The following is a 24,483-nucleotide window of genomic DNA, read 5'->3' as shown; positions in this document are numbered from 1 at the left end:
TCTTCGTAACGGGAAGGCCGGGGACACCGGTCGATAGGAGAGAACGCATGTTGAAGAAAGCACTCTTTGCGGCAACGGCGCTGTTCGCGCTCGCCGGCGCCGCCAATGCCGCAGACCTTAAAGAATTCCGCATCGGCATCCTTGGCGGCGAAAACGAAACCGATCGCCTGCGCAATTATGCCTGCCTCGCCGACCATCTGAAGCAGGAGTTCGGCTTCGAGAAGGTCTCGCTCTTCCCGGCCGCCGATTATGACGGCGTGATCCAGGGTCTGCTCGGCGGCACGCTCGACTTCGCCGAACTCGGCGCTTCCGGCTACGCCTCCGTCTACCTCAAGGACCCGAAGGCTGTTACGCCGATCCTGACGACGCAGCAGAAAGATGGTTCGACGGGTTATCACTCGATCGGCCTCGCACTGAAGTCCTCCGGCATCAAGACCATCAAGGACGCCAAAGGCAAGAAGCTCGGCTACGCCGATCCGGACTCCACCTCCGGTTACCTCGTGCCGCTGACGCAGATCCCGAAGGACACCGGCATGCCTAACGACAAGTTCTTTGCCTCGACCCAGTTCAACGGCGGTCATGAAAACAATCTGCTTGCCGCCTATGACGGCAAGGTCGACGTTGCCGTCGACGATTCGTCGGGCATCGGCGATTTCAAGGACGGCTACACCTCCGGCACCTTCCGCAAGGAAGTCGACAAGGGCGCCGTGGATCCGAACAAGCTCGTTGAAGTCTGGCGTTCGCCGCTGATCCCGAACGGCCCGCTCGTCGTGCGCAACGCCCTCGGCGAAGAGTGGCAGACGAAGCTCGCAGCCTTCTTCACGGCCCTGCCGGAAAAGGATCACAAGTGCTTCTCGGCTGTCGAAGGCGGCGACTACAAGGGCTACGCCCCCGTCAAGCACGACTTCTACAATGCTGTCGTCGAAGTTCGCAAGGCGGCCATCGGCGGCTGATCGGCCTTTGGAATGCGGGGCGGCCGGAAAACGGCCGCCCTTTCTTGTAACCGGGCGGGGCGTCCATGACTGTTGCCGATACACAGCCGCACATGCAGAGCACTGAGGAGATCGGCACCGCCTGGGGCCGGATGGTCGCCAAGCGCCGCTTCTATACCGTGCTCGGCCTGGTGATCCTCATCGCGGCTTTCGTCAGCTCCGTCCGCTTCGCCGACGAGAGCAATGCCGGCCATTTCTTCGACCGCCTGCCGCATCTCTTCGACTTTTTGAGCTGGCTCATTCCCAAGGACTGGAACGACGTCTGGCGCGCGCTGTTCGACATAGCGAGCGTGAACGACAAGGGCGGCGAGGAATTCAATTTCGACAAGGGCCGCGTCTATGTCTGGGGCGCCTTCTACATTCCGGAATATCTCGAGCTGATGATCGTGACGATCAACGTGGCGCTGATCTCGACAATTATCGCCTTCATCTTTGCTGTTCCCTTGAGCTTCTTTGCCGCGCGCAACCTCACGAGTTCATGGCCGCTGCGCATCTTCACCAAGCGGCTGATGGAGTTCCTGCGCGCCTTCCCCGAAATCGTGATCGCCGGCCTGTTTTCGGCAATCCTGTCGATCGGACCGGTCGCCGCCATCATCGCCATCACCCTGCACACGATCGGCGCGCTCGGCAAACTCTTCTACGAGGTGGCCGAAAATATCGACATGAAACCGCATGAGGGGATGAAGGCCGTCGGCGCCAACTGGTGGGAGCGGGTGCGCTTCGCCGCCCTGCCGCAGGTGTTGCCGAATTTCACCTCCTATGCGCTGCTGCGCCTGGAGATCAACGTGCGCGCCTCGACCATTATCGGCGCCGTCGGCGGCGGCGGCATCGGCGAGGAGCTGAAGCTGTCGATCTCACGCGGCTTCGGCGCCAAGACGATGGCGCTCGTTCTGCTGCTGTTCGTGACGATCGTCGCCGTCGACCAGTTCTCCGCATGGCTGCGACGCCGTCTCGTCGGCGAGCACGCTTTCCTTCTGCAACATTGAGGCCGCCATGACGGTGATCGACGCAAACCGCATGCATGAGATCGAAGCGCGCTATCCGGAATATTTCCACCGGTCGTTCCGCCAGCGTTTCGGGGGGCTGATGATCCTCATTGCGACGCTGCTCTACGGCCTTTACGCCGTCTGGTTCTTCGACCTGCCAAAGCTTCTTGCCGAAGCCCACTGGGAACGCGTCGGCATCTATCTCAGCCAATGGGTGAGCTACGATGTCCAGCCGGACTTCCGCATCCAGGAGGACGGCTCGATCGAGGTGCGTTATCCCCGCTTCTCGCCGCTCGGCGATAATCCGCATCCGGACTGGGTGGTCAACAATCCCGACGGCAGCATCACCGTTTCCGTCAGCGGCACCGGCCGTAGCGTCACCGTCTCGAAGAGCGAAACGATCGTGACTGCACACGGCGTCAGTGTGCCCGTCGACGTTTCGAGCGGCGCGCCTGAGGTGGTCGGGCCGGTGCCGAGCTGGATGACGGTCTATGACGACAACGTGCTCGCGGATCTCGGCTTTGCCGGCGACGTCAGCATTTCCGTCGATCGCGTCAAGGTTCGCAAACGCTTCCTCGGCTGGGCGAATTTCCTCTTCGACACGCAATCCTCCTTCTTCGATAAGCCGGTCGGCGAAGTCATCGGCCTCATCGTCTCCGGCCCGCGCATCAAGCCCGACCAGACCAATCTGTCGCTCGCCTTCGATGACATCTGGAACAACAGCGAATGGCAGCATGGCGACGTCTGGACCAAGCTGTTCCAGACGATCGTCATGGCCTTTCTCGGAACGCTGCTCGGCGCGCTCGCCGCCTTCCCGCTTGCCTTCCTGGCGGCACGCAACATCACGCCGAACCGCATTTTGAACCAGATCCTCAAGCGCTCATTCGATTTCCTGCGCTCGGTCGACATGCTGATCTGGGCGCTGTTCCTGACCCGCGCCTTCGGCCCCGGGCCGCTTGCCGGCAGCGGCGCGATCTTCCTCACCGAGACCGGCACGCTCGGCAAGCTTTATTCCGAGGGACTCGAGAACATCGACAACAAGCCGCGGGAAGGCATCAAATCGACCGGCGCCCAGACGGTGCTCGTCCATCGTTACGGCATCATGCCGCAGATCGTTCCCATCTTCGTCAGCCAGACGCTCTACCAGTGGGAGTCGAACGTGCGCGGCGCCACCATCATCGGCGCCGTCGGCGCGGGCGGCATCGGCCTCAAGCTCTGGGAGGCGATGCGCACCAATGCCAACTGGGAAAACGTCGCCTATATGGTCATTCTGATCCTGATCGTCGTCTTCCTGTTCGACGCCGCTTCGAACGCGCTGCGCCACCGGTTAATGGGCACGAAGACGCACTGATCGATCGGTGACGGGCGGTGGCGGCGCTGCCGCCATCATCATTCTGTCACGGAAATCTTTTAGCCGGGAGCCTGCTTGCGGTTCGCCGCCAAATCACTGCACATTGCCCTCCCCGTTTCGATGATCCCCAGGATAAAAGCCTTGCGCTACGCCCTCTATTTCTCGCCGCCGAAGGAAGATCCCCTGACCGGCGCGGCTTCGCGCTGGCTCGGCCGCGATGCTTTCACCGGCGAAACCTATCCTGCACCCGACCATGAGACACTCGGTGCGGCAGAGCAGTTCGAGCTGACCGCCGACCCACGCCGCTACGGCTTTCACGCGACGATCAAGGCGCCGTTTTCGCTTGCCGCTTCCGTCACCGAAAAGGATCTCATGGCCTTCGCCGAGGAGTTTGCCGCCCGGACCCCTGCCTTCGAGATTCCTCAACTCGTGCTCGGGCAGCTCGGCCGTTTTTTTGCCCTTGTTCCGGCTTCTCTTCATCAACCTCTTCAGGATTTCGCCGCGAAGGTGGTAAAATCCTTCGAGCCGTTCCGCGCGACGCTTTCCGAGGCGGATATCGCGCGCCGCAATCCGGAGAGGCTCAGCGACAGCCAGCGCGCCAATCTGCAACGCTGGGGTTATCCTTACGTCATGGAGGATTTCGGTTTCCACATGACGCTGAGCGGCCAGGTGCCGGAGACACGTGCCGAGACGATGAAAACGGTCCTGGCGGAGCGTTTTTCCGGTTTCACCGGCCGGCCGCTTTCGATTTCCGGCCTCGCCGTCTTCATCGAGGAGAGGCGCGGCGCCCCATTCAAAGTTCATTCCTGGCTGCCGCTTTCCGGCGCCAAAAGCTGAAAGACCTGACGATATGAGCAAAGAGACCGTCTTTTCCAACGCCCGCATCGTTCTCGAGGACGACATCCTTTCAGGATCGATCCTCATCCGCGACGGCAAGATCGCCGACGTCTCCGAGGGCAATTCGGTAGCCGGCGAAGATTTCGAGGGCGATTACGTCATTCCCGGCCTTGTCGAACTGCATACCGACCATCTCGAAGGCCATTACCAGCCGCGCCCGGGCATCCGCTGGCACAAGACCGCTGCCGTCCAGGCGCATGACGCCCAGATCGTCACATCGGGCATCACGACGGTCTTCGACTGCCTGCGCATGGGCGCGGACGAGGACGGCGGTTTCGAACATGGCGAGATGCGCGAGATGGCCGACGCCATTCAATCAGCGGAGAAGGAAGGCCGGCTGCGCGCCGAGCACCTCATCCATCTTCGCTGCGAGGTTTCGGCCGACAACGTACTCGAACATTTCGCCGATTTCGAAAACGATCCGCATGTGCGGCTGGTCTCGCTGATGGATCATGCGCCCGGCCAGCGACAGTTCCAGACGATGGATCAATACATCTTCTACTATCAGAAGAAGCGGGGCCTGAGCGACGAGGCCTTCGCCCGTTTCGTCGCCAAGCGCCAGGCGGAATCGGCGCGCAATTCAACCCCGCATCGCAATGCCATCGCCAAGGTCTGCGCCGAGCGCGGCATCACGGTCGCAAGCCATGACGACGCCACGCTCTCCCATGTCGACGAGGCAATCGACAATGGCGTGCGCCTTGCCGAGTTTCCGACCAGCTTCGATGCCGCCCGGGCATCGCACGAGCACGGCATGAGCGTGCTGATGGGCGCGCCGAATATCGTGCGCGGCAAATCCCACTCCGGCAACATCGCCGCGCGCGATCTCGCCGAAATGGGCGTGCTCGACGTGCTGTCCTCCGACTACGTGCCGCTCAGCTTGCTGCACGCACCCTTCATCCTTGCCGACGAGGTGGAGAGCATCACCCTTCCGAAAGCGATCGCGATGGTGACGTCGACGCCTGCCCGCACCGTCAGCCTCGACGATCGCGGCCGGATCGCGACCGGGTTGCGCGCCGATCTCGTCCGTGTCCACCGCTCGCACGGCGTGCCGGTCACACGCTCCGTCTGGCGCCAGGGACGCCGTGTCGCATGACCCCGCACGAACCCCATGCAGCAGCCGGAGCCGAACGCGGCATCATGGTCGTCGTCGTCGGGCCGAGCGGCGCCGGCAAGGACACGCTGATGAATCTCGCTGCGCGGCGTTTTGCCGGCCGCGACAACGTGCATTTCGCCCGCCGCGTCATAACCCGCCACCGTGATGCCGGCGGCGAGGATCACCTTTCCGTCTCTCTCCAAGGCTTTGCCGCCATGGAGCAGTCAGGCTCCTTCGCCGTCTGGTGGGAAGCGCATGGCCTGAGATACGGCATTCCGGCCGAAGTCTCGGTGGCGCTGTCGCGAGGCCACGTCGTCGTGGCCAACGGCTCGCGCTCGGCGCTTCACCGCTTCCAGGCCGCTTTCCCGCGGCTGAAGGTCATCAATGTCACGGCCAGCCCCGACGTGCTCGCCAGCCGGCTGGAAGCGCGCGGCCGCGAGACACACGAGGACATCATGGCCAGGCTCGCCCGCGGCCCGCTGACCGTGCGTGGCGACTACGATGTGACGGAGCTCGACAATAGCGGCTCGCTCGAAGAGGCCGAGCAGAAGATGATCGCGATCCTGGACGGATTGCTGGCCGAAGTGCGCTGACGACGGTAGAGAAGCAGGATGCGCGCCATCAAAGTCGTCGATTACGACCCTTCCTGGCCGCTGCTGTTTGCTGAAATCAGCGTCGAAGTCTCCATCCTGCTCGGTGATCTCGTGCTGTCCATCGACCATATCGGCAGCACATCGGTGCCCGGCCGTGCGGCCAAGCCGAAGATCGACCTCGATGTCATCGCGATATCCGATGAAGCGCTACCGCCAGCAATCGAATTGGTACGCGCCGCCCACTTCATCTTTCACGGCGACCCTCATGGAGACGGCCGCTGGGTCTTTACCCGGAATCGCGAGTGTTATGGTTTCAGACTCTATCTTTGCGGTCCCGACAATCGCGCGCATCAAGAACGCATCCTGTTTCGCGATTATCTCAGAGACCATCCCGACAGGGCCAAAGCCTATGCCGACCTGAAACGCCGGCTGGCGGCGGAGGCAGACGGCGATTGGGATTTCTATACCGGCGGAAAATCAGCCTTCATCAATGAAACAGTAGAGTTGGCCGCGTTGAGAAGATGAGACCGAAGAGGCGTTGCGCACTTCGGTCATTGTCTATCAATCGCCGTCGCTTCGCCCGGAAACGATCTCGCGCTTGCCGACATGATTTGCCGGACCGACGAGACCTTCCTTCTCCATGCGCTCGACCAGTGAAGCAGCGCGGTTATAGCCGATGCCGAGGCGGCGCTGGATATAGGAGGTCGAGCACTTCTTGTCGCGCATGACGACCTTGACCGCCTGCTCGTAAAGCTCGTTGCCGTCCTCTGAGGCCATGGCGCTTTTGTCGAAAACGGCGCCGGCGTCTTCCTCTTCCGGCTCTTCCTCCTCGTCGGCGGTCACGGTGTCGAGATATTCGGGGCGACCCTGCGTCTTCAGGTGCGCAACGACCTTTTCCACTTCGGCATCGGAGACGAAGGGACCGTGGACGCGGGCGATACGTCCGCCGCCCTGCATATGCAGCATGTCGCCCTGGCCGAGCAGCTGCTCGGCCCCCTGCTCGCCGAGGATGGTGCGGCTGTCGATCTTCGAGGTCACCTGGAAGGAAATGCGGGTCGGGAAATTCGCCTTGATCGTGCCGGTGATGACATCGACCGACGGACGCTGGGTCGCCATGATCAGGTGAATGCCTGCGGCGCGCGCCATCTGCGCCAGACGCTGGATCGCACCCTCGATCTCCTTGCCAGCGACCATCATCAGATCAGCCATCTCGTCGACGATGACGACGATATAAGGCATCGGCGCAAGATCCAGCTCTTGGCTTTCCTCGATCGGCGCGCCGGTCTGCCGGTCGAAGCCGACCTGGACCATGATGTGGATGGTCTCGCCCTTTTCGCGCGCCTGGGAGACGCGGCCGTTGTAACCGTCGATGTTGCGCACGCCGAGGCGCGACATCTTGCGATAACGCTCCTCCATCTCGCGCACCGCCCATTTCAGCGCCATGACGGCCTTCTTCGGGTCGGTGACGACGGGCGTCAGCAGATGCGGAATCCCGTCATAAACGGAAAGTTCGAGCATCTTCGGGTCGACCATGATCAGCCGGCACTGTTCCGGCGTCATGCGGTAGAGCAGCGACAGGATCATCGTATTGATGGCAACCGATTTCCCCGAGCCGGTGGTGCCGGCGACGAGCAGGTGCGGCATCTTTGCGAGTTCGGCGATCACAGGCTCACCGCCGATGGTCTTGCCGAGGCCGAGCGCCAGCTTATAGCCGCTCTTGTCGAAATCCTGGCTCTCGATCATCTCGCGGAAATAGACGGTTTCACGGGCAACGTTCGGCAGCTCGATGCCGATGACGTTGCGGCCAGGGACGACGGCGACGCGAGCCGACAGCGCCGACATCGAGCGGGCGATATCGTCGGCCAGGCCGATAACGCGCGAGGATTTCACGCCGGGCGCCGGCTCGAATTCATAAAGGGTGACGACGGGGCCGGGGCGGACATGGATGATCTCGCCCTTGATGCCGAAATCCTCAAGCACGCTTTCCAGAAGACCGGCATTCTGCTCCAGCGTCTCCTGCGACATGATCTCGCCGAGACGTTCAGGCGGCTCCTGCAACAGCGCGCGCGGCGGGAATTCATAACCCGATGCATCGACCCTTTCAGGCCTCGCCGCAAGGCGCGGCGACGGCAGGACCGCGGCGACCGGGGGTGTAGGCCGAGGTACGGCGGCGGGCTGAGGCACGAGGGCGGGCTGAGGCACCGGCGTGACCTGAGGCATCGGCGCAGTCTGGGGCGCGACCTGCGGCGCCGGTGCAATCGCCGCCTCGCGGGTACGCACGGGCCTTTCCAGAGAAATCGCCGCCGGCGGGCGCGGAGCGACCGGCGCGGGCGCTAAAGCCGGTGGCTGGACCGGTCGGGAAGCGGTCTGAGCGGGCTTCAGCGCGCCCGGACGCCATTCCATGATGCGAAACAGCGAGGTGATTGATTCGGGCGCGGTCTCGATCTTCGGAAGAATGATCGAGGGCGCGCGCACCGGTTCGGCTTCCTCGAAGGCCATGACTTCCCAGAAGGCAAAATCGGAAATCGAAGACAGTTCGGAAGCGACGCGCAGGGTAGGAGCCTCCACCGCGGCGGCCGGCGGCTGCAGCGCCTCGATCTCCGCCTGCGCTACGGCAGGTTCAGCGGGCTCCGGCAGGTAGATATCGAAGGGCACGTCGACCGCCACCGGTTCTATCCGTATCGCCTGCTGCTCCGCTTCCGATTCGCAGCGAACGGGCTCGTTCGATGGGCGGCGGCGGCTGATCAGCGTTTCGGGCGTGCGGGTGAAGCGAACATTCGGCGCGAGCGAGAAGTTGCTCTGCCAGATCGGCGCCGGCGGCCTCTCGCCTGGATTTTCCTCCGGAAGCTCCGTTTCAATGCCGCTGGAAAAATCTGCGGCATCCGTCAAATTGGTTCTGGGAAAACGCATGCGTCCGCTACTCACTCATGCCTAACAAATTACGACCCTACCGGGATAGAAAAGGAAGGTTAATAAGTTCCTTCCAGCCGTATCGTTCCGATACGGCCCAGGGCGGCACATCGTCGTGAATTCAGTGGGTTAGGGAAGGCGGAAAAATCTTTTTCGTTTTGGGGAGGCGGTTAATGCGCCTCGTCCCAATTGGTGGCGGCGCGGGCATCGACCTTGAGCGGCACGCGCATTTCGAGCGCCGGCATCGTAGCGTTTTCCATGACCGAGACGATGACCGGCATCGCCTTTTCGACGTCCTCGTCCTCGACCTCGAAAATCAGCTCGTCATGCACCTGCAGCAGCATGCGCACGCGCTCGGCAAGACCGGCTTCGGCGAGCGCCGGCTCCATCTTGATCATCGCCCGGCGGATGACGTCGGCCGCAGAGCCCTGGATCGGCGCGTTGATCGCCGCCCGTTCGTTGAAGGCGCGCACCGAAGGGTTGGAGGAGCGGATTTCCGGATAGTTGATGCGGCGGCCGAAGATCGTTTCGACATAACCCTTGTCGCGGGCCATCGCCTTGCGGCTCTCCATATAGTCGCGGATCCCCGGGAAGCGTTCGAAATATTTCTTGATGTAGTCGCCGGCTTCCGAACGCTCGATCGAAAGCTGGTTGGCGAGGCCGAAGGCGGAGATGCCGTAGATGATGCCGAAATTGATCGCCTTGGCCCGGCGGCGCACCTCGCCCGGCATGCCTTCGACCGGCACGCCGAACATTTCCGACGCGGTCATGGCGTGAATGTCGACGCCGTCCTCGAAGGCCTTGGTCAGCTGCGGGATCTCGGCCACATGGGCAAGCACCCGCAGTTCGATCTGGCTGTAGTCGGCGGAGATCAGCTTGTGACCCGGCGTCGAGATGAAGGCGGTGCGGATCTTGCGGCCTTCTGCGGTGCGCACCGGAATATTCTGCAGGTTCGGCTCGGACGAGGACAGGCGCCCCGTGGTCGTCGAAGCCAGCGAATAGGAGGTGTGGACCCGCCTGGTCTGCGGATGGACATAGCCCGGAAGCGCGTCGGTATAGGTGGATTTCAGCTTGGTGACTTGGCGCCAGTCGACGATCTTGCGCGGCAGCTCGAAACCGGCTGCGGCGAGATCCTCGAGCACCGAGGCGGAGGTCGACCATTGTCCGGTCTTCGTCTTGCTGCCGCCGGCAAGGCCCATCTTGCCGAACAGGATGTCGCCCAGCTGCTTCGGCGAACCGATGTTGAAACGCTCGCCGGCGAGCTGGTAGATCTCGTCTTCCAGGCGCGCCGCACCCTGCGCCAGTTCGCCGGACAGCCGCGACAGGATCTGCCTGTCGACGGTGATGCCGCGCGCTTCCATATGCGCCAGCACCGGCAGCAGCGGCCGCTCCAGCCGCTCGTAGACGCTGGTCAGCCCCGCCGCCGCCAGCCGCGGCTTCAGCACGAGCCAGAGGCGCAGCGTCACATCGGCGTCTTCGGCGGCATAATGGGTGGCGCGATCGATGTCGACGAGATCGAAGGTGATGTTCGCTTTGCCGCTGCCCGCCACATCCTTATAGGGGATCGGCGTGTGGCCGAGGAATTTTTCCGAGAGCGGGTCCATGCCGTGCGCGCCGGTGCCGGCGTCGAGCACGTAGGAGATCAGCATCGTGTCGTCGAAACTCTTCGTCTCGACGCCGTAGCGCTTCATCAAGAGGTAGTCGTATTTCAGGTTCTGGGCGACCTTGAGAACCGATTCGTCCTCCAGCAATGCCTTCAGCCGCGGCAAGGCATCGCGCATGGGGATCTGGTTTTCAGCAAGGCCGCCGCCGAGCAGATCGCCGACGCCGTTCTTATGGGCGAGCGGCACATAGGCGGCACGGATCTTCGTGCCGGTGGGATCGGCGACATTGTCGGCGATCGCCATCGCAAAGCCGACAAGCTCGGCCTGCATCGCATCCAGTGACGTGGTCTCCGTATCGAAAGCGATGAGCCCTGTGTCGCGCGCAGCGGCAATCCAGCGGTCGAGCGTCGCCAGATCGCGGATCGTTTCATAGGTCGAGTGATCGAAGGGCAGCGTCGCAAAAGCCTCGGCCCGCGCCTTGGCAAGATCGGCCGGCGAAAAAGCGCCTTCGACGCCGGCCTTCGCCTTCGCGCGCGGCGGCACGGGCACCGCTTCGCCCGAAACGTCCGGGATGCCGCCGGCGACGGGTTCGGGCTCGGCCGCGTCCAGATCGGGACCATGGGCCGCCTTGCCCCATTCGATAGCGACGACCGCCGGTTCGATGGCGCTCGCATCGCAATCGCAGACTTCGGCGACGCGTCGGGTCAGCGATGTGAATTCCATCGTCTTCAGGAAGCCGACGAGCTTCGGGCCGTTCTGCGGTTCCAGCACCAGCGCGTCGAGATCGAGATCGAGCGGCACGTCGGTGCGCAGGCGGACGAGGTCGCGCGAGAGCTTGGCCATTTCGATATTGGCAAGGATCGTCTCGCGACGCTTGACCTGCTTGATCTCGGTGGCGCGTTCGAGCAGCGTGTCGAGGTCGCCGTATTCCTCGAGCAGCTGGGCAGCCGTTTTCGGGCCGATGCCGGGAATGCCTGGAACGTTGTCGACAGAATCGCCGGTCATCGCCTGCAGGTCGATCATCTTTTCCGGCGGCACGCCCCATTTCTCGACAACGTCGGGAATGCCGATCTGTTTGTCCTTCATGCTGTCGTACATGTGGACATTGGGAGTGACGAGCTGCATCAGATCCTTGTCGGAGGAGACGATGGTGACGTCGGCACCTGCCGCCTCGGCCTGGCGGGCATAGGTGGCGATGATGTCGTCGGCCTCGAAGCCTTCGGTCTCGATGCAGGGGAGGTTGAAGGCGCGGGTCGCCTCTCTTATAAGGCCGAATTGCGGGATGAGCTCTTCCGGCGGGGCCGAGCGGTTCGCCTTGTAGGCGTCATAGAGATCCTTACGAAAGGTCTTGGCGGAATAGTCGAAAACGACGGCAAGATGGGTCGGCGTTACCCCGACATCGGTGTTGCGCGCATCCCGCAAGAGCTTCCACAGCATGTTGCAGAAACCGGAAACGGCGCCGACCGGCAGGCCGTCCGATTTGCGCGTCAGCGGCGGTAATGCGTGAAAGGCCCGAAAGATGAAGCCGGAACCATCGACTAGGAAGAGGTGATCGCCTTTTTTCATGTGCGCATGGATAGCGCGGGCAGGAAACCAGGTCCATATAAAGTTCGGCCAAGAGCGGAAGGATTTCCGCTCACCAAACTGTTACCGATTTGTAACGTACCGTGACCCTTGAAAAACCACATTCGTAGCTACAAATGCATGTCACCGGCGCTTGATCGCGTCGCGGGTCTGATTACCGGCTTGTCCCCCGCCGCATCAGGCTTGGACAAAGGCCTTATCCCCCTCTCCGGGCCTTTGTCCCCATTTTAAAGTCGCCATGGCCAACCTCCAGGTCATGGCGACTTTTGTTTTCCAGGTCTGCGCAGTTCCGATCGCGGCTTGCATTTTTTGGGGCATCCTCTGCGATTTGCTGCATTGTCTCCGGCACGGTTTTGAGCCTAACTTGCAATCATGGGATTTAAACGCATGGATTCGGGAGCTTACCTTGCCAGCCAGCTGGCGAAGGGTTTTGCCCGCTCGCTGCACCAGCGCGCGGTAGGGCTTGGTTTCTCTCCAGGCCAGTTTCCCATCCTGCTGGAACTCTGGGCCGAGGATGGCCTGACCCAGAAACAGCTTCTCGACCGAGTCGCTATCGAGCAGGCGACCATGGCCAATACGCTTTCGCGCATGGTCCGCGACGGGCTGATCGAACGCCGGCCGCATCCGTCCGACAAGCGGGCGCAGCTGATTTTCCTGACGCCGAAGGCCCGTGCCATGGAGGCTGAGGCGATCGAGACCGCGCGTGAGGCGGATCTGGCGCTGTTCAAAGGCTTTCGCGGATTCGAGCGCGAGCTGACGCTCGAATATATCCGCCGGCTGCTGGAAAACGCCAAGGCGCTCTGACCGAGCCTACTCCCAGGCAAGACGCGTCGGTCGCCGCCGCGCTATCGGCAGTGCGTCGGCGTCAGCCGTTGAGGACAAGAGGTCTTTACGGGCGGCGAGCTTGATGCTCGGTTCGATATCCGGCTTGCCGAGCAAAAAGCCCTGTACCTGGGCGCAGCCTTCTTCGACGACGATCTGGCGCTGGGTCTCGGTTTCGACGCCCTCCGTCACGACAGGCATGCCGAGGCTGTGGCCGAGGCCGATGATCGCGCGCACGATCGAACGTGACGCTGCGTCATGTTCCAGCATGCCGGTGAAGCTGCGGTCGACCTTGATCTTGTCGAACGGGAAGGTTCGCAGGTTGGAAAGCGAGGAAAAGCCGGTGCCGAAGTCGTCCATGACGATGTGAACACCCAGACTGCGCAGGCGCTGCAGCGTGGCCATCACCCGATCGCGGTCACGGATGAGAGCGGCCTCGGTGATTTCGATTTCCAGCCGGTCGGGCGCGAGCCCTGTTTCCTCGAGGATTGCCTCGATCCGCTCGCAAAGGTTCGGCAGCATGAACTGCACCGGCGAGACATTGACGGCGATCGTCAGCGGATGCGGCCAGCGCGCAGCCTCTGTACAGGCCTCGCGCAGCACCCATTCGCCGAGCTGAACGATCGACCCGCTTTCCTCGGCGATCGGAATGAAGACATCCGGCTCGCTGATGCCGTGCCCCGGCCGGTTCCAGCGCATCAAGGCCTCGTAACCGCTGACCTCGCCACTAAGTGCACCGTAAATCGGCTGATAGCTGACATGGATCTGATTGCGGGTGATGGCGTGGCGCAGTTCGCTTTCGATCTGGCGGCGGGCTCGCGTGGCCTCGTCCATTTCCGCATCGAAGAAACAGGCCTTGCCGCGGCCGCCGTGCTTGACCCGATAAAGTGCGATATCGGCATTGTTGCAGATCTCGTCCACATCTCGTCCGTCGGCCGGATAAAGGGCAATGCCGAGGCTGACGCCGACGGCCGTGGGGTCGCGTGCCGTATCCATCTCGGCGGCGAATTCGTCGAGGATCGCGGCTGCGAGCTTCTGCGCGGCCGCCGGTTGCTGTCCGGCGGGCTGAATGATGGCAAATTCATCGCCACCGAGACGGGCGATCGTATCGCTTTCATCGGCGACGCGCCGGAGAATCGAGGCAACCTTGCGAAGAATTCGGTCGCCCTCGGCATGGCCGAAAATATCGTTGACGCTCTTGAACCGATCGAGATCGATATAGAAGAGGGCCACCTTGCTGTTCTTTCGTTCGGCCATCTGCAGTGCCTGGCGGACGCGCGTATCGAACAACGACCGGTTCGGAAGATCGGTCAGAACATCGTGGTGGGCGAGATGTTCGATCATCTCCTCGGCCTGCCTGCGCTCCGTCAGATCGCGCACCGCCAGCACGTCACAATTGTGCCCGCGATAGACGATCCTGCTCGTGTTCACTTCGACGGCGATCTCCTTGCCGCTGCTGGTACTGAGCAAGGTCTCGCCGGGCCTGTTCTGCCCCTGGATGGCGGTCAAAGCAGCGGACGGCGCCTTGCCGACAAGATCGGCAAGCTTCCAGCCGGAAAGAGTTTGGAACCGTTCATTGGCATCGATGACCCTGCCTTCGCGCAGGATCAGCAGCCCTTCCTGCGAGGCATTGGCGAGCCCTCTCAGATCCGTCAGATGGCTGTCGATAAAGACTACCGCGATAGCGGTCAGAATGAGAGCTGTCGCCGCTACCACGACGATCGCTGCCAGCAGGCTGGTATCGAGCACCATCGCCGGGATCTCTTTGCCGGGATCCGGCACAAGCGTGATGCTTGCCATCGAAATGAAGTGGAGAGCGCAGATTGCAAGAACGAAGATGACGGACGAGGTGAGGAGCCGCCTCAGGCCGCTCCATTGGAAGAAAGCGTATAAGGCAGCGCTCGACAGCAGCGCTCCCGCCAGAACCGCACTCAGCGTCATGTAGGGATCGTAAACGATGACCGCCTGTGTCTCGATCGCCTGCATACCGGTCAGGTGCATCGAGGCGATGCCGAGCGCCATCAGGACGCCGCCGCGGATGCGCGAAAACCTGCCGCGGCTCTCCGACGCGACGACGATCGCCGCCCACGAACCGACAACCGACAGGAGGAAGGAAAGCGCCGTCAGCCCCAGTTGGTAGCTGATCGGCATGCCGCCGTCATAGGCCAGCATCGCGATGAAGTGCGTTGCCCATACGCCTGTGCCGAAGGCGAAAGCCGAGGCGCCGATCCAGAGCTTGCGGCGCCCGGCATCGCATCCTTGAGCGCGCGAAAGCGGCAGCATCGCTGCCATCGCGCCGACCAGGCAAACCGCCGCCGCTGCCAGCACCAGCCGCCAATCGTGATCGTCCCGAATACATGTAATGACCGAAAACATCCGTCCCCCCGAACAGCTGAATTCTGTCAGGTTATTTAGGTTGTACTAAATAACTGTAAATTGAATTAGAAGCTTCTTCTATATTATCCGGCAATCTTCTTGCACCCGATCTGGATATGGCCACTTTCGCGCCGCCCATTTTGCTTTTCCGCCTCGCCTGCCTTCCTCGTTTGGTCTATCGTCCGGCCAAATTTCAAAAAGGAGTCGAAAATGACGGATCTACAACAGGTGCTTGCGCGCGCGGATCAGAACCTTTCCTCAAGCCTCGATAAGCTGTTCGAGCTTCTGCGCATCCAGTCGATTTCCACTGATCCCGTCTACAAGGCCGAATGCCGGAAGGCGGCCGAATGGCTGGTCGCCTATCTCGAAGGCCTCGGCTTTACCGCCTCGGTGCGTGACACACCGGGCCACCCGATGGTGGTCGCCCACCACGCCGGCGCTTCCGCCGACGCGCCCCATGTGCTTTTCTACGGCCATTACGACGTGCAGCCGGTCGACCCGATCGAGCTCTGGGAAAACGATCCCTTCGAGCCATCGATCAAGGATGTCGGTGATGGCCGCAAGATCCTGACCGGGCGCGGCACCTCCGACGACAAGGGCCAGCTGATGACCTTCGTCGAAGCCTGCCGCGCCTATAAGGAGATCAACGGCGCACTTCCCTGCCGCATCACCATTCTGTTCGAGGGCGAGGAGGAATCGGGCTCACCGTCCCTGAAGCCTTTCCTCGAAGCCAACGCCGCCGAACTCAAGGCCGATTATGCGCTTGTCTGCGATACCGGCATGTGGGACCGCGACACGCCGGCAATCGCCGCGGCACTCCGCGGCCTCGTCGGCGAGGAGGTGGTCGTGACGGCGGCCGACCGCGACTTGCATTCCGGCCTCTTCGGCGGTGCTGCGGCCAATCCGATCCATATTCTCGTCGAGGCGCTTGCCGGCCTGCATGACGAGACCGGGCGCATCACGCTCGAGGGCTTTTACGACGGCGTCGAGGAAACGCCCGACAACATCAAGGCGTCATGGGAGACGCTCGGCAAAACGGCCGAGAGCTTCCTCGGTGAAGTCGGCCTTTCCATTCCCTCCGGCGAAAAGGGCCGGTCGGTGCTGGAACTCACCTGGGCGCGGCCGACGGCCGAAATCAACGGCATCTGGGGCGGATATACGGGCGAAGGCTTCAAGACGGTCATCGCTGCCAAGGCCTCGGCCAAGGTTTCGTTCCGGCTCGTCGGTACCCAGGACCCGGCCGCTATCCGCGAGGCTTTCCGCAGCTATGTCAGGTCGAAAATTCCGGCCGACTGCTCGGTGGAATTCCATCCACATGGCGGCTCGCCGGCGATTCATCTCTCCTATGATTCGCCTGTTCTAACCAAGGCGAAGACGGCGCTTTCCGACGAGTGGCCGAAACCTGCCATCGTCATCGGCATGGGCGGCTCGATCCCGATTGTCGGAGATTTCCAGAAGATGCTCGGCATGGAATCGCTGCTCGTCGGCTTCGGCCTCGCCGATGACCGTATCCATTCGCCGAACGAGAAGTACGAGCTTGTCTCCTACCACAAGGGCATCCGCTCCTGGGTGCGGATCCTTCGGGCGCTCGCCGGCTAAACGCGATGGCAGGCCTTGTGGCCGGCCCGTCAAAATCAAAACAAAAGGCCGGTCGCCCGGCCTTTCGTCATCCGCTCGGCTCGGTGCCAGTTCATCCGTGGTCAAGGAGCAAAGCGGGTATGCCGTCAGATTGCCGCCCGAAGGTTAACAGGCGGTTAACGGTGCTCTCATGAGGTACTCTCGATGGACCATGAGAGCGCGCACCCGAATGTGGCGCACAAATCTCCCCCCGTTCAAGCTGCGTTCATCGCGCTCGATCTATAAGGTGTTGAAAGACAAAGCGAATGATGACGCCCTAACAAATGCCGGCGATCGCTCTATCTTTTGTTCCAGATGGCATATGCCAAGGAAACGCAGCCGAGCGCTGCCTGAAAAACACGCCAACGAGGAGTGAGAAGCGTGAGAAACCTCATTGTCAAAATAGCCGCGGCCGCGCTGCTTGTACTGGCTCCGGCAATAGCGCAGGCCGCCGAGGGATACTCGACGGCCAACGTCAACATGCGCGCGGGTCCGAGCACCCGGTACCCGGCCGTCGCCGTCATACCCGCCGGTTCGTCCGTCGAAATCCGTGGATGCCTTTCCAACGTCAACTGGTGCGACGTCGAATTCTACGGCGGCCGCGGCTGGGTCTCCGGCCAGTACGTGCAGGCCGTCTACCAGCAACGCCGTGTCTATGTCGGTCCGCAATATTACCGTCCGCTCGGCATTCCCATGGTTACCTTCAGCGTCGGCAATTATTGGGACCGCTACTACCGCGGCCGCGATTTCTATCGCGAGCGTGACCGCTGGAGCCGCGGCCCGGACTATTATTATCGCGACCGGGACTACCGGGATCGGGATTACCGGCGAGAGTATCGGGATCGGGATTATCAGGTCCGCGAGTACCGGGATCGTGACCGCGACCGGCGCGACGACGCCCGAAGGGAGGAGCGCCGCAGAGAGGTCCGCAGGGATGACGACAACAGGAGTTCGGATTTCCGCGATCTGCCGCAGTTCAGAGGCGGGAAGGCCGACACCTACAATCATCCGGATCCAAGGGCTTCGCCTTTCGTCTGCCGCCCGGGCGATCCCTCCTGCGGCGATTGAAATATCGCGGGCGGCGGCAATGCCGCCCTTTCTGCACAGAATCGCTGGAAAGCAGAGCCACGAAAAAGCCCGGCGCTCCTTGGGGGGATGCACCGGGCCTGATGTCGATCGGCACGCGTTGAGGGGAGACGGCCGATCATTCGCGGGACGTGAGGGGCTGTCCCGCTTCTCCGTAAACAGCCGTCGAGCCTATTGGTTCCGCTCGCTGCATAATTCTTTAAATCAGCATTCTATTTGATTGCTGCAACGCCTCTGGGGTCTGTGGTCATGACCTGCGCGGCTCGACAGCGCGACCCACCTCACTCGTTGTCCTTTAACACCCCGTTAAATCGCCGCAATTACAGTTCAGTCGGATGATCACGTCGCCCGCTGCATAGTTCCTTAAATCGAAATCAGTTTAAGGACAAAATTATGCAGCACTTCAAAGGTGCTACAGCGTCCTTCGCGCGTCTGAAGAGACGCCCGGCGCTATAACAGGACGCCGTTATGCGAAGTGGGCTTCGCGATCGAACAGGGGATGCGACCGGTCCGCGATGGCAGGCAGAGGCAAATCAGGCGACAGAATCGAACCGTCCTTCAGCGGCCGCCCGGTCCGCGACGATGATGAATTTTCGCTCGACGCCGATGACCGCGTCATCGGAAGCAGATCCGCACGGCGTGGCGGCTCCAAGCCCCCGCCGCAGCGTGCCGCCCGCCAGCGACGGCGTGAGCCGCGGGAGCGTGAAGGCGGCGGCCTTTTCGGCTTCCTGCGCGGCGTGGTCTACTGGTGCGTCGTGCTTTTCATCTGGGCCGCCATCGGCGTTGCAGGGCTTGTCCTCTATTACGGCTCGCGCATGCCGAGCGCCAGCACATGGGCGATCCCCGAGCGGCCGCCGAACGTCAAGATCACCGCCGTCGACGGCAGCGTCATTGCCAATCGCGGCGCCACCGGCGGCGAGGCGCTGGCGCTCGAAAACATGTCGCCCTATATTCCCGAAGCCGTCATCGCCATCGAAGACCGGCGTTTTTATTCGCATTTCGGCGTCGATCCGCTCGGCCTCGGGCGGGCGATCGTCACCAATTTTGCGGCCGGCCACATGGTGCAGGGCGGTTCGACGCTGACGCAACAGCTTGCCAAGAATCTCTTCCTCTCTCCCGAGAGAACGCTGGAACGCAAGGTGCAGGAGGTGCTGCTGGCGCTCTGGCTGGAGCAGAAATACACCAAGGACCAGATCCTTGCGATGTATCTCAACCGGGTGTTCTTCGGATCGAACGCCTATGGCGTCGAGGCGGCCTCACGCCGCTATTTCAACAAATCGGCGCGGGATGTGAACCTTGGCGAGGCCGCGGTGCTGGCCGGCCTGCTCAAGGCGCCGTCGCGGCTTTCGCCGGCCCGCGACGCGGAAGCGGCGAATGCGCGCGCCCAGCTCGTGCTCGCGGCGATGCGCGAGCAGGGTTTCATCACCGATTCCGAGGTCAAAACAGCGATGTCGCAGACCCCGGCTTCGGCCAAGAGCTACTGGTCAGGCGCCGGGCATTATGTCGCCGATATGGTCATGGACGAATTGCCGGGCCTGATCGGCGACGTCAAGGAAGATATCGTCGTCGATACGACGATCGACAAATCGCTGGAGAAGAAGGCCGAGCAGTCGCTGGTCGACGTGCTCGACAAGGAGGGCGGCAAGCTCGACGCCTCGCAGGCGGCGCTGGTCTCGATCGACGGCACCGGGGCGATCCGGGCACTCGTCGGCGGCAGAGACTATGCGACGAGCCAGTTCAACCGCGCCGCCAAGGCCAAGCGCCAGCCGGGATCTTCGTTCAAACCCTTCGTCTATACCGCGGCGCTGGAAAAAGGGCTGACGCCTTTTTCGGTGTTCAACGACGCGCCGATCCGCATCGGCGACTGGACGCCGGAGAATTACGAGAAGAAATACAATGGCGAAGTGACGCTCGCCACCGCGCTCGCCAAGTCGCTGAACACGGTGGCCGCGCAGCTGGTGATGTATGACGGGCCGGATCAGGTGATCAAACTCGCCCACCGGCTCGGGATCGAAAGCGAGCTGCAGCCGAACGCCTCGATTGCGCTCGGGACGTCCGAAGTGTCGCTGATGGAACTGACCGCCTCCTATGCCGCCTTCATGAACGGCGGCTACAAGGCGACGCCGCACGTCATCCGCCGGGTGACGACCGCCGAGGGCAAGGTTCTCTACGAAAATACCTATGACAGTCCGCCGCGCGTGCTTTCCGAGCAGATCGCCGCGCAGATGAATACGATGATGATGGGCGTCATCGAAAACGGCACCGGCAAGAGTGCCAAGATTCCCGGCTGGCAGGCGGCGGGCAAGACCGGCACGACGCAGAATTCGCGCGACGCGCTGTTCGTCGGCTTCACCAGCAACCTCACGACAGGCGTCTGGTTCGGCAATGACGACGGCAAGCCGATGAAGAAGGTGACCGGCGGCGGTCTTCCAGCCAAGGCCTGGAAGGAATTCATGATCGCCGCCCACAAGGGCCTTTCGCCGGCGCCGCTCTTCGGCAACGGCCAGCTGATCGACAATCCGAACAGCGGTCAGCCGATGGCGCAGGCAGCGCCCGACGGCGGGCAGCCGGTCACGGCCGAAGTGCCGCCACCGACGACGATCGGCGGCATCATATCCGGCGTCTTCGGCGGCGGCGAGAATGCCGAGCGTTATCCGCAGGCGCCTGTCCGGCAACAGCGGGCAGGCCCCGGAAACGGCCCTGTTCCGCCTGCAGACGTTGCCGAAGGCGGCGGTTCAGGCTACGACCGCGTCGTCCCGCCTGGCGATGTCGGTGGGCCGCAGACGACCTCTTCGGTGCAGCCTCGGCGCACGACCCTGCTCGACCTGATCATGGGTCAATGAGATTCCGTGCTGCATGCCCGGCGCAAGCCATATATCCTAGAAATCGCACGCTTTCCGGGGATCGGGCGACCTCTTTCCGGGCTGCTGCGAAAATTGAAGGCAACACATTCGTTTTGCTGGATTCCGGGCTATTTCCCGCCTTGCAGTCGAGAAAACCGCTCCTTATATACGCCGCATCACCGCAATCACGATTGCGTAATCACGTAGACCCATCCCGTAAGGGGCTGTCAGGGAAATGCCTTCTGGGGGTTCCGACAGCTTGCTTCAAGGAGAGAATGACATGGCAAAAGTAATTGGTATCGACCTTGGAACGACGAATTCCTGCGTCGCAGTCATGGACGGCAAGGACGCAAAGGTCATCGAGAATGCGGAAGGTGCGCGCACGACCCCTTCCATGGTGGCCTTTTCCGATGATGGCGAGCGCCTCGTCGGCCAGCCGGCCAAGCGCCAGGCGGTCACCAACCCGACGAACACGCTCTTTGCGGTGAAGCGCCTGATCGGCCGCCGCTACGAAGACCCGACCGTCGAGAAGGACAAGCATCTCGTTCCCTTCACCATCGTCAAGGGCGACAATGGCGACGCCTGGGTCGAAGCCAATGGCAAGGGCTACTCGCCCGCACAGATTTCCGCGATGATCCTTCAGAAGATGAAGGAAACCGCCGAATCCTATCTCGGCGAAAAGGTCGAGAAGGCCGTCATCACTGTTCCCGCCTACTTCAACGACGCACAGCGCCAGGCAACCAAGGATGCCGGCAAGATCGCCGGTCTTGAAGTGCTCCGCATCATCAACGAGCCGACCGCTGCCGCTCTCGCCTACGGCCTCGACAAGAAGGACGGCAAGACGATCGCCGTCTACGACCTTGGCGGCGGCACCTTCGATATTTCGATCCTTGAGATCGGCGACGGCGTCTTCGAAGTGAAGTCCACCAACGGCGATACCTTCCTCGGCGGTGAAGACTTCGACATGCGTCTCGTCGAATATCTCGTTGCCGAATTCAAGAAGGACAACGGCATCGACCTGAAGAACGACAAGCTTGCCCTGCAGCGCCTCAAGGAAGCCGCGGAAAAGGCCAAGATCGAGCTGTCGTCCTCGCAGCAGACCGAAATCAACCTGCCGTTCATCACGGCCGACGCCTCCGGCCCGAAGCACCTGACGCTGAAGCTGACCCGTGCCAAGCTCGAGAGCCTGGTCGACGATCTGGTCCAGCGTACGATCGCACCCTGCAAGGCAGCCCTCAAGGACGCCGGCGTCACCGCTGCCGAAATCGACGAAGTGGTTCTGGTCGGCGGCATGAGCCGCATGCCGAAGGTGCAGGAAGTCGTCAAGCAGCTGTTCGGCAAGGAGCCGCACAAGGGCGTCAACCCGGATGAAGTGGTTGCGCTCGGCGCCGCCATCCAGGCCGGCGTTCTGCAGGGCGACGTCAAGGACGTTCTGCTGCTCGACGTCACTCCGCTGTCGCTCGGCATCGAAACGCTCGGCGGTGTCTTCACCCGTCTGATCGAACGCAACACGACGATCCCGACGAAGAAGAGCCAGACCTTCTCGACCGCGGAAGACAACCAGCAGGCCGTCACCATCCGCGTTTCGCAGGGCGAGCGCGAAATGGCTGCCGACAACAAGCTGCTCGGCCAGTTCGACCTCGTCGGCCTGCCGCCGTCGCCGCGCGGCGTGCCGCAGATCGAAGTCACCTTCGACATCGATGCCAACGGCATCGTGCAGGTTTCGGCCAAGGACAAGGGCACCGGCAAGGAACAGCAGATCCGCATCCAGGCTTCCGGCGGCCTTTCCGACGCCGACATCGAAAAGATGGTCAAGGATGCCGAATCCCATGCTGCCGAAGACAAGAAGCGCCGCGAGACCGTAGAAGCCAAGAACCAGGCCGAAAGCCTGATCCATTCGACGGAAAAGTCGCTGAAGGATTACGGCGATAAGGTCTCCGAAGCTGACCGCACTGCCATCTCGGATGCGATCGCCGCGCTGAAGTCCTCGACCGAGGCAACCGAAGCCGACGCCGAAGACATCAAGGCCAAGACCCAGACGCTCATGGAAGTTTCCATGAAGCTCGGCCAGGCGATCTATGAAGCACAGCAGGCCGAAGGTGGCGCTGCTGCCGATGCCTCCGCGGAAGGCGGCGACAATGTCGTCGACGCCGACTACGAGGAAATCAAGGACGACGACCGCAAGAAGTCCGCGTAATCCGCGGCGGCGTGGTTATGCTTCAACACCTGATCCGGCTGCTCACCATGGCAGCCGGAAATCCATTTCCGGGGTTTAATCCTTAATGGCAAAAGCGGACTTTTACGAAACTCTGGGTGTAGCCAAATCGGCGGACGAGAAAGAGCTGAAGAGCGCCTTCCGAAAGCTGGCGATGAAATATCACCCGGACAAGAACCCGGATGACAAGGAAGCCGAACGGAAGTTCAAGGAAATCAACGAAGCCTATGAAATGCTCAAGGACCCGCAGAAGCGGGCAGCCTATGATCGCTATGGCCACGCAGCCTTTGAGCACGGCGGCATGGGCGGCGGTGGCGGCGGATTTGCCGGCGGCGGCTTCTCCGACATCTTCGAGGATATTTTCGGCGAGATGATGGGCGGCGGACGGGCGCGCCAGCGCTCTGCGGGAGGCCGCGAGCGCGGCGCCGATCTTCGCTATAATATGGAAATAACGCTGGAAGAGGCTTTCTCCGGCAAGACGGCGCAGATCCGGGTGCCCACCTCGATCACCTGCGACGTCTGTTCGGGTTCGGGCGCCAAGCCCGGCACCCAGCCGAAGAACTGCGGTACCTGCCAGGGCTCGGGCCGCGTGCGCGCGGCGCAGGGCTTCTTCTCGATCGAGCGGACCTGCCCGACCTGCCACGGCCGCGGCCAGATCATTCCCGATCCGTGTCCGAAATGCCACGGCCAGGGCCGGGTGACGGAAGAGAGGTCGCTCTCCGTCAATATTCCCGCCGGCATCGAGGACGGCACGCGCATCCGCCTGCAGGGCGAGGGCGAAGCCGGGGCCCGCGGCGGACCGGCCGGCGATCTTTATATCTTCCTGTCGGTGAAGCCGCATGAATTCTATCAGCGCGACGGAGCTGACCTCTATTGCGCCGTGCCGATCTCGATGACGACGGCGGCTCTCGGCGGAACCTTCGACGTGGCGACGCTCGACAGTACCAAATCGCGGGTGAGCGTGCCGGAGGGCACGCAGGCTGGCAAACAGTTCCGCCTCAAGGGCAAGGGCATGCCGGTGCTGCGTTCGGCGCAGACGGGCGATCTCTATATCCAGATCCAGATCGAGACACCGCAAAAGCTCACCAAGCGCCAGCGCGAGCTGCTGCAGGAATTCGAGCAGATTTCTTCCAAGGAGAACAATCCGGAGTCGACGGGTTTCTTTGCCCGGATGAAGGAATTCTTCGAAGGCTGATCTGTCGGTCGATAGGTAATCGCGAAAGCCGGGGACGGAAACGTCTCCGGCTTTTTTGCTCGCGCAAATCCTGATTTGGGACAGAGGCAGTTCATGCCAGGCGATCTGTTCAGATCCGCCGCGCAATCTGTTCCAGATCGACACGGTGCCCGATCGTAAAAGGAACTTGCGTTAACGCAGCCCGATGATGCCGCTTGCAAGTTTTTCAAATGACTTCAATCTTTGCCGTCAGTGCATGACCGAGGAGATCGGAATCGATATCAGCAAGGTGATGCACAGTTTCAAAGCGACAGAGCGTTCCAGCGCGTCCCATTGGACG

The 24,483-nt window shown here is 62.1% G+C and carries 16 protein-coding genes; 13 read left to right on the top strand and 3 right to left on the bottom strand.

The annotated features are described in order from the left end of the window. Positions 1 to 47: 47 nt before the first annotated feature. The 7 genes from phnD (at position 48) to AMK00_RS00920 (ending at position 6,437) form a co-directional block, all read left to right on the top strand. Positions 48 to 953 (top strand): phosphonate ABC transporter substrate-binding protein, encoded by a 906-nt coding sequence (gene phnD / locus AMK00_RS00950; RefSeq protein ID WP_064800255.1) that lies wholly within the window; start codon positions 48 to 50, stop codon positions 951 to 953. 65 nt (positions 954 to 1,018) lie between these two features. Then, on the top strand, positions 1,019 to 1,978 hold the full coding sequence (gene phnE, locus AMK00_RS00945; RefSeq protein WP_064809250.1) for a phosphonate ABC transporter, permease protein PhnE: 960 nt from the start codon (positions 1,019 to 1,021) through the stop codon (positions 1,976 to 1,978). A 7-nt stretch (positions 1,979 to 1,985) separates the two neighbouring features. After that, on the top strand, positions 1,986 to 3,329 hold the full coding sequence (gene phnE / locus AMK00_RS00940) for a phosphonate ABC transporter, permease protein PhnE (protein ID WP_064809249.1): 1,344 nt from the start codon (positions 1,986 to 1,988) through the stop codon (positions 3,327 to 3,329). A 141-nt stretch (positions 3,330 to 3,470) separates the two neighbouring features. After that, positions 3,471 to 4,166: a DUF1045 domain-containing protein gene (locus AMK00_RS00935; protein ID WP_064805822.1), complete on the top strand. Its 696-nt coding sequence runs from the start codon at positions 3,471 to 3,473 to the stop codon at positions 4,164 to 4,166. Between the two features lie 13 nt (positions 4,167 to 4,179). Continuing rightward, positions 4,180 to 5,319 (top strand): alpha-D-ribose 1-methylphosphonate 5-triphosphate diphosphatase, encoded by a 1,140-nt coding sequence (locus AMK00_RS00930; protein ID WP_064809248.1) that lies wholly within the window; start codon positions 4,180 to 4,182, stop codon positions 5,317 to 5,319. Next, the gene (gene phnN / locus AMK00_RS00925; protein ID WP_064800251.1) at positions 5,316 to 5,912 is read left to right on the top strand and encodes a phosphonate metabolism protein/1,5-bisphosphokinase (PRPP-forming) PhnN; all 597 of its coding nucleotides are present in this window, start codon (positions 5,316 to 5,318) and stop codon (positions 5,910 to 5,912) included. Before AMK00_RS00930 ends, phnN begins: the two co-directional genes overlap by 4 nt. A gap of 18 nt (positions 5,913 to 5,930) precedes the next feature. Then, complete coding sequence (locus tag AMK00_RS00920; RefSeq protein ID WP_064809247.1) at positions 5,931 to 6,437, top strand: GrpB family protein; 507 nt, start codon at positions 5,931 to 5,933, stop codon at positions 6,435 to 6,437. A 36-nt stretch (positions 6,438 to 6,473) separates the two neighbouring features. On the opposite strand, the gene AMK00_RS00915 is transcribed toward AMK00_RS00920, so the two are convergent. Then, entirely contained in the window at positions 6,474 to 8,822 is a 2,349-nt protein-coding gene (locus AMK00_RS00915) for a DNA translocase FtsK (protein ID WP_064809246.1), read from the bottom strand. A 170-nt stretch (positions 8,823 to 8,992) separates the two neighbouring features. After that, positions 8,993 to 11,992 carry a DNA polymerase I gene (gene polA, locus AMK00_RS00910; RefSeq protein ID WP_064809245.1) on the bottom strand — a complete coding sequence of 1,000 codons (3,000 nt, stop codon included), beginning with the start codon at positions 11,990 to 11,992 and terminating at the stop codon, positions 8,993 to 8,995. Between the two features lie 405 nt (positions 11,993 to 12,397). Here polA and AMK00_RS00905 point away from each other — a divergent pair, with 405 nt between their 5' ends. Further along, positions 12,398 to 12,814 (top strand): MarR family winged helix-turn-helix transcriptional regulator, encoded by a 417-nt coding sequence (locus AMK00_RS00905; RefSeq protein WP_011423544.1) that lies wholly within the window; start codon positions 12,398 to 12,400, stop codon positions 12,812 to 12,814. Between the two features lie 6 nt (positions 12,815 to 12,820). Here AMK00_RS00905 and AMK00_RS00900 read toward each other — a convergent pair whose 3' ends face one another. Then, positions 12,821 to 15,208 carry a bifunctional diguanylate cyclase/phosphodiesterase gene (locus AMK00_RS00900; protein ID WP_064809244.1) on the bottom strand — a complete coding sequence of 796 codons (2,388 nt, stop codon included), beginning with the start codon at positions 15,206 to 15,208 and terminating at the stop codon, positions 12,821 to 12,823. A gap of 210 nt (positions 15,209 to 15,418) precedes the next feature. On the opposite strand from AMK00_RS00900, the gene AMK00_RS00895 reads away from it, so the two are divergent. The 5 genes from AMK00_RS00895 to dnaJ all read left to right on the top strand — a co-directional run bounded on the left by AMK00_RS00895 (position 15,419) and on the right by dnaJ (position 24,164). Then, on the top strand, positions 15,419 to 16,807 hold the full coding sequence (locus tag AMK00_RS00895) for a dipeptidase (protein ID WP_064800247.1): 1,389 nt from the start codon (positions 15,419 to 15,421) through the stop codon (positions 16,805 to 16,807). A 399-nt stretch (positions 16,808 to 17,206) separates the two neighbouring features. Then, a complete protein-coding gene (locus AMK00_RS00890; protein WP_064809243.1) occupies positions 17,207 to 17,893 on the top strand; it encodes an SH3 domain-containing protein in 687 nt (228 codons plus the stop codon). Positions 17,894 to 18,426: 533 nt separating this feature from the next. Further along, positions 18,427 to 20,754, top strand: coding sequence for a transglycosylase domain-containing protein (locus AMK00_RS00885; RefSeq protein WP_064809242.1), 2,328 nt, complete (start codon positions 18,427 to 18,429; stop codon positions 20,752 to 20,754). A gap of 280 nt (positions 20,755 to 21,034) precedes the next feature. Next, positions 21,035 to 22,951, top strand: coding sequence for a molecular chaperone DnaK (gene dnaK / locus AMK00_RS00880; protein ID WP_064800244.1), 1,917 nt, complete (start codon positions 21,035 to 21,037; stop codon positions 22,949 to 22,951). An 85-nt stretch (positions 22,952 to 23,036) separates the two neighbouring features. After that, positions 23,037 to 24,164, top strand: a complete 1,128-nt coding sequence (gene dnaJ, locus AMK00_RS00875) for a molecular chaperone DnaJ (protein ID WP_064800243.1) — start codon at positions 23,037 to 23,039, stop codon at positions 24,162 to 24,164. The last annotated feature ends 319 nt before the right edge of the window (positions 24,165 to 24,483 follow it).

It is taken from the genome of Rhizobium sp. N621 (genome assembly GCF_001664325.1).
Lineage (GTDB): Bacteria > Pseudomonadota > Alphaproteobacteria > Rhizobiales > Rhizobiaceae > Rhizobium > Rhizobium esperanzae.
Note: the sequence above shows the minus strand (reverse complement) of the source record. Positions and strands in the feature narration are given on the sequence as shown.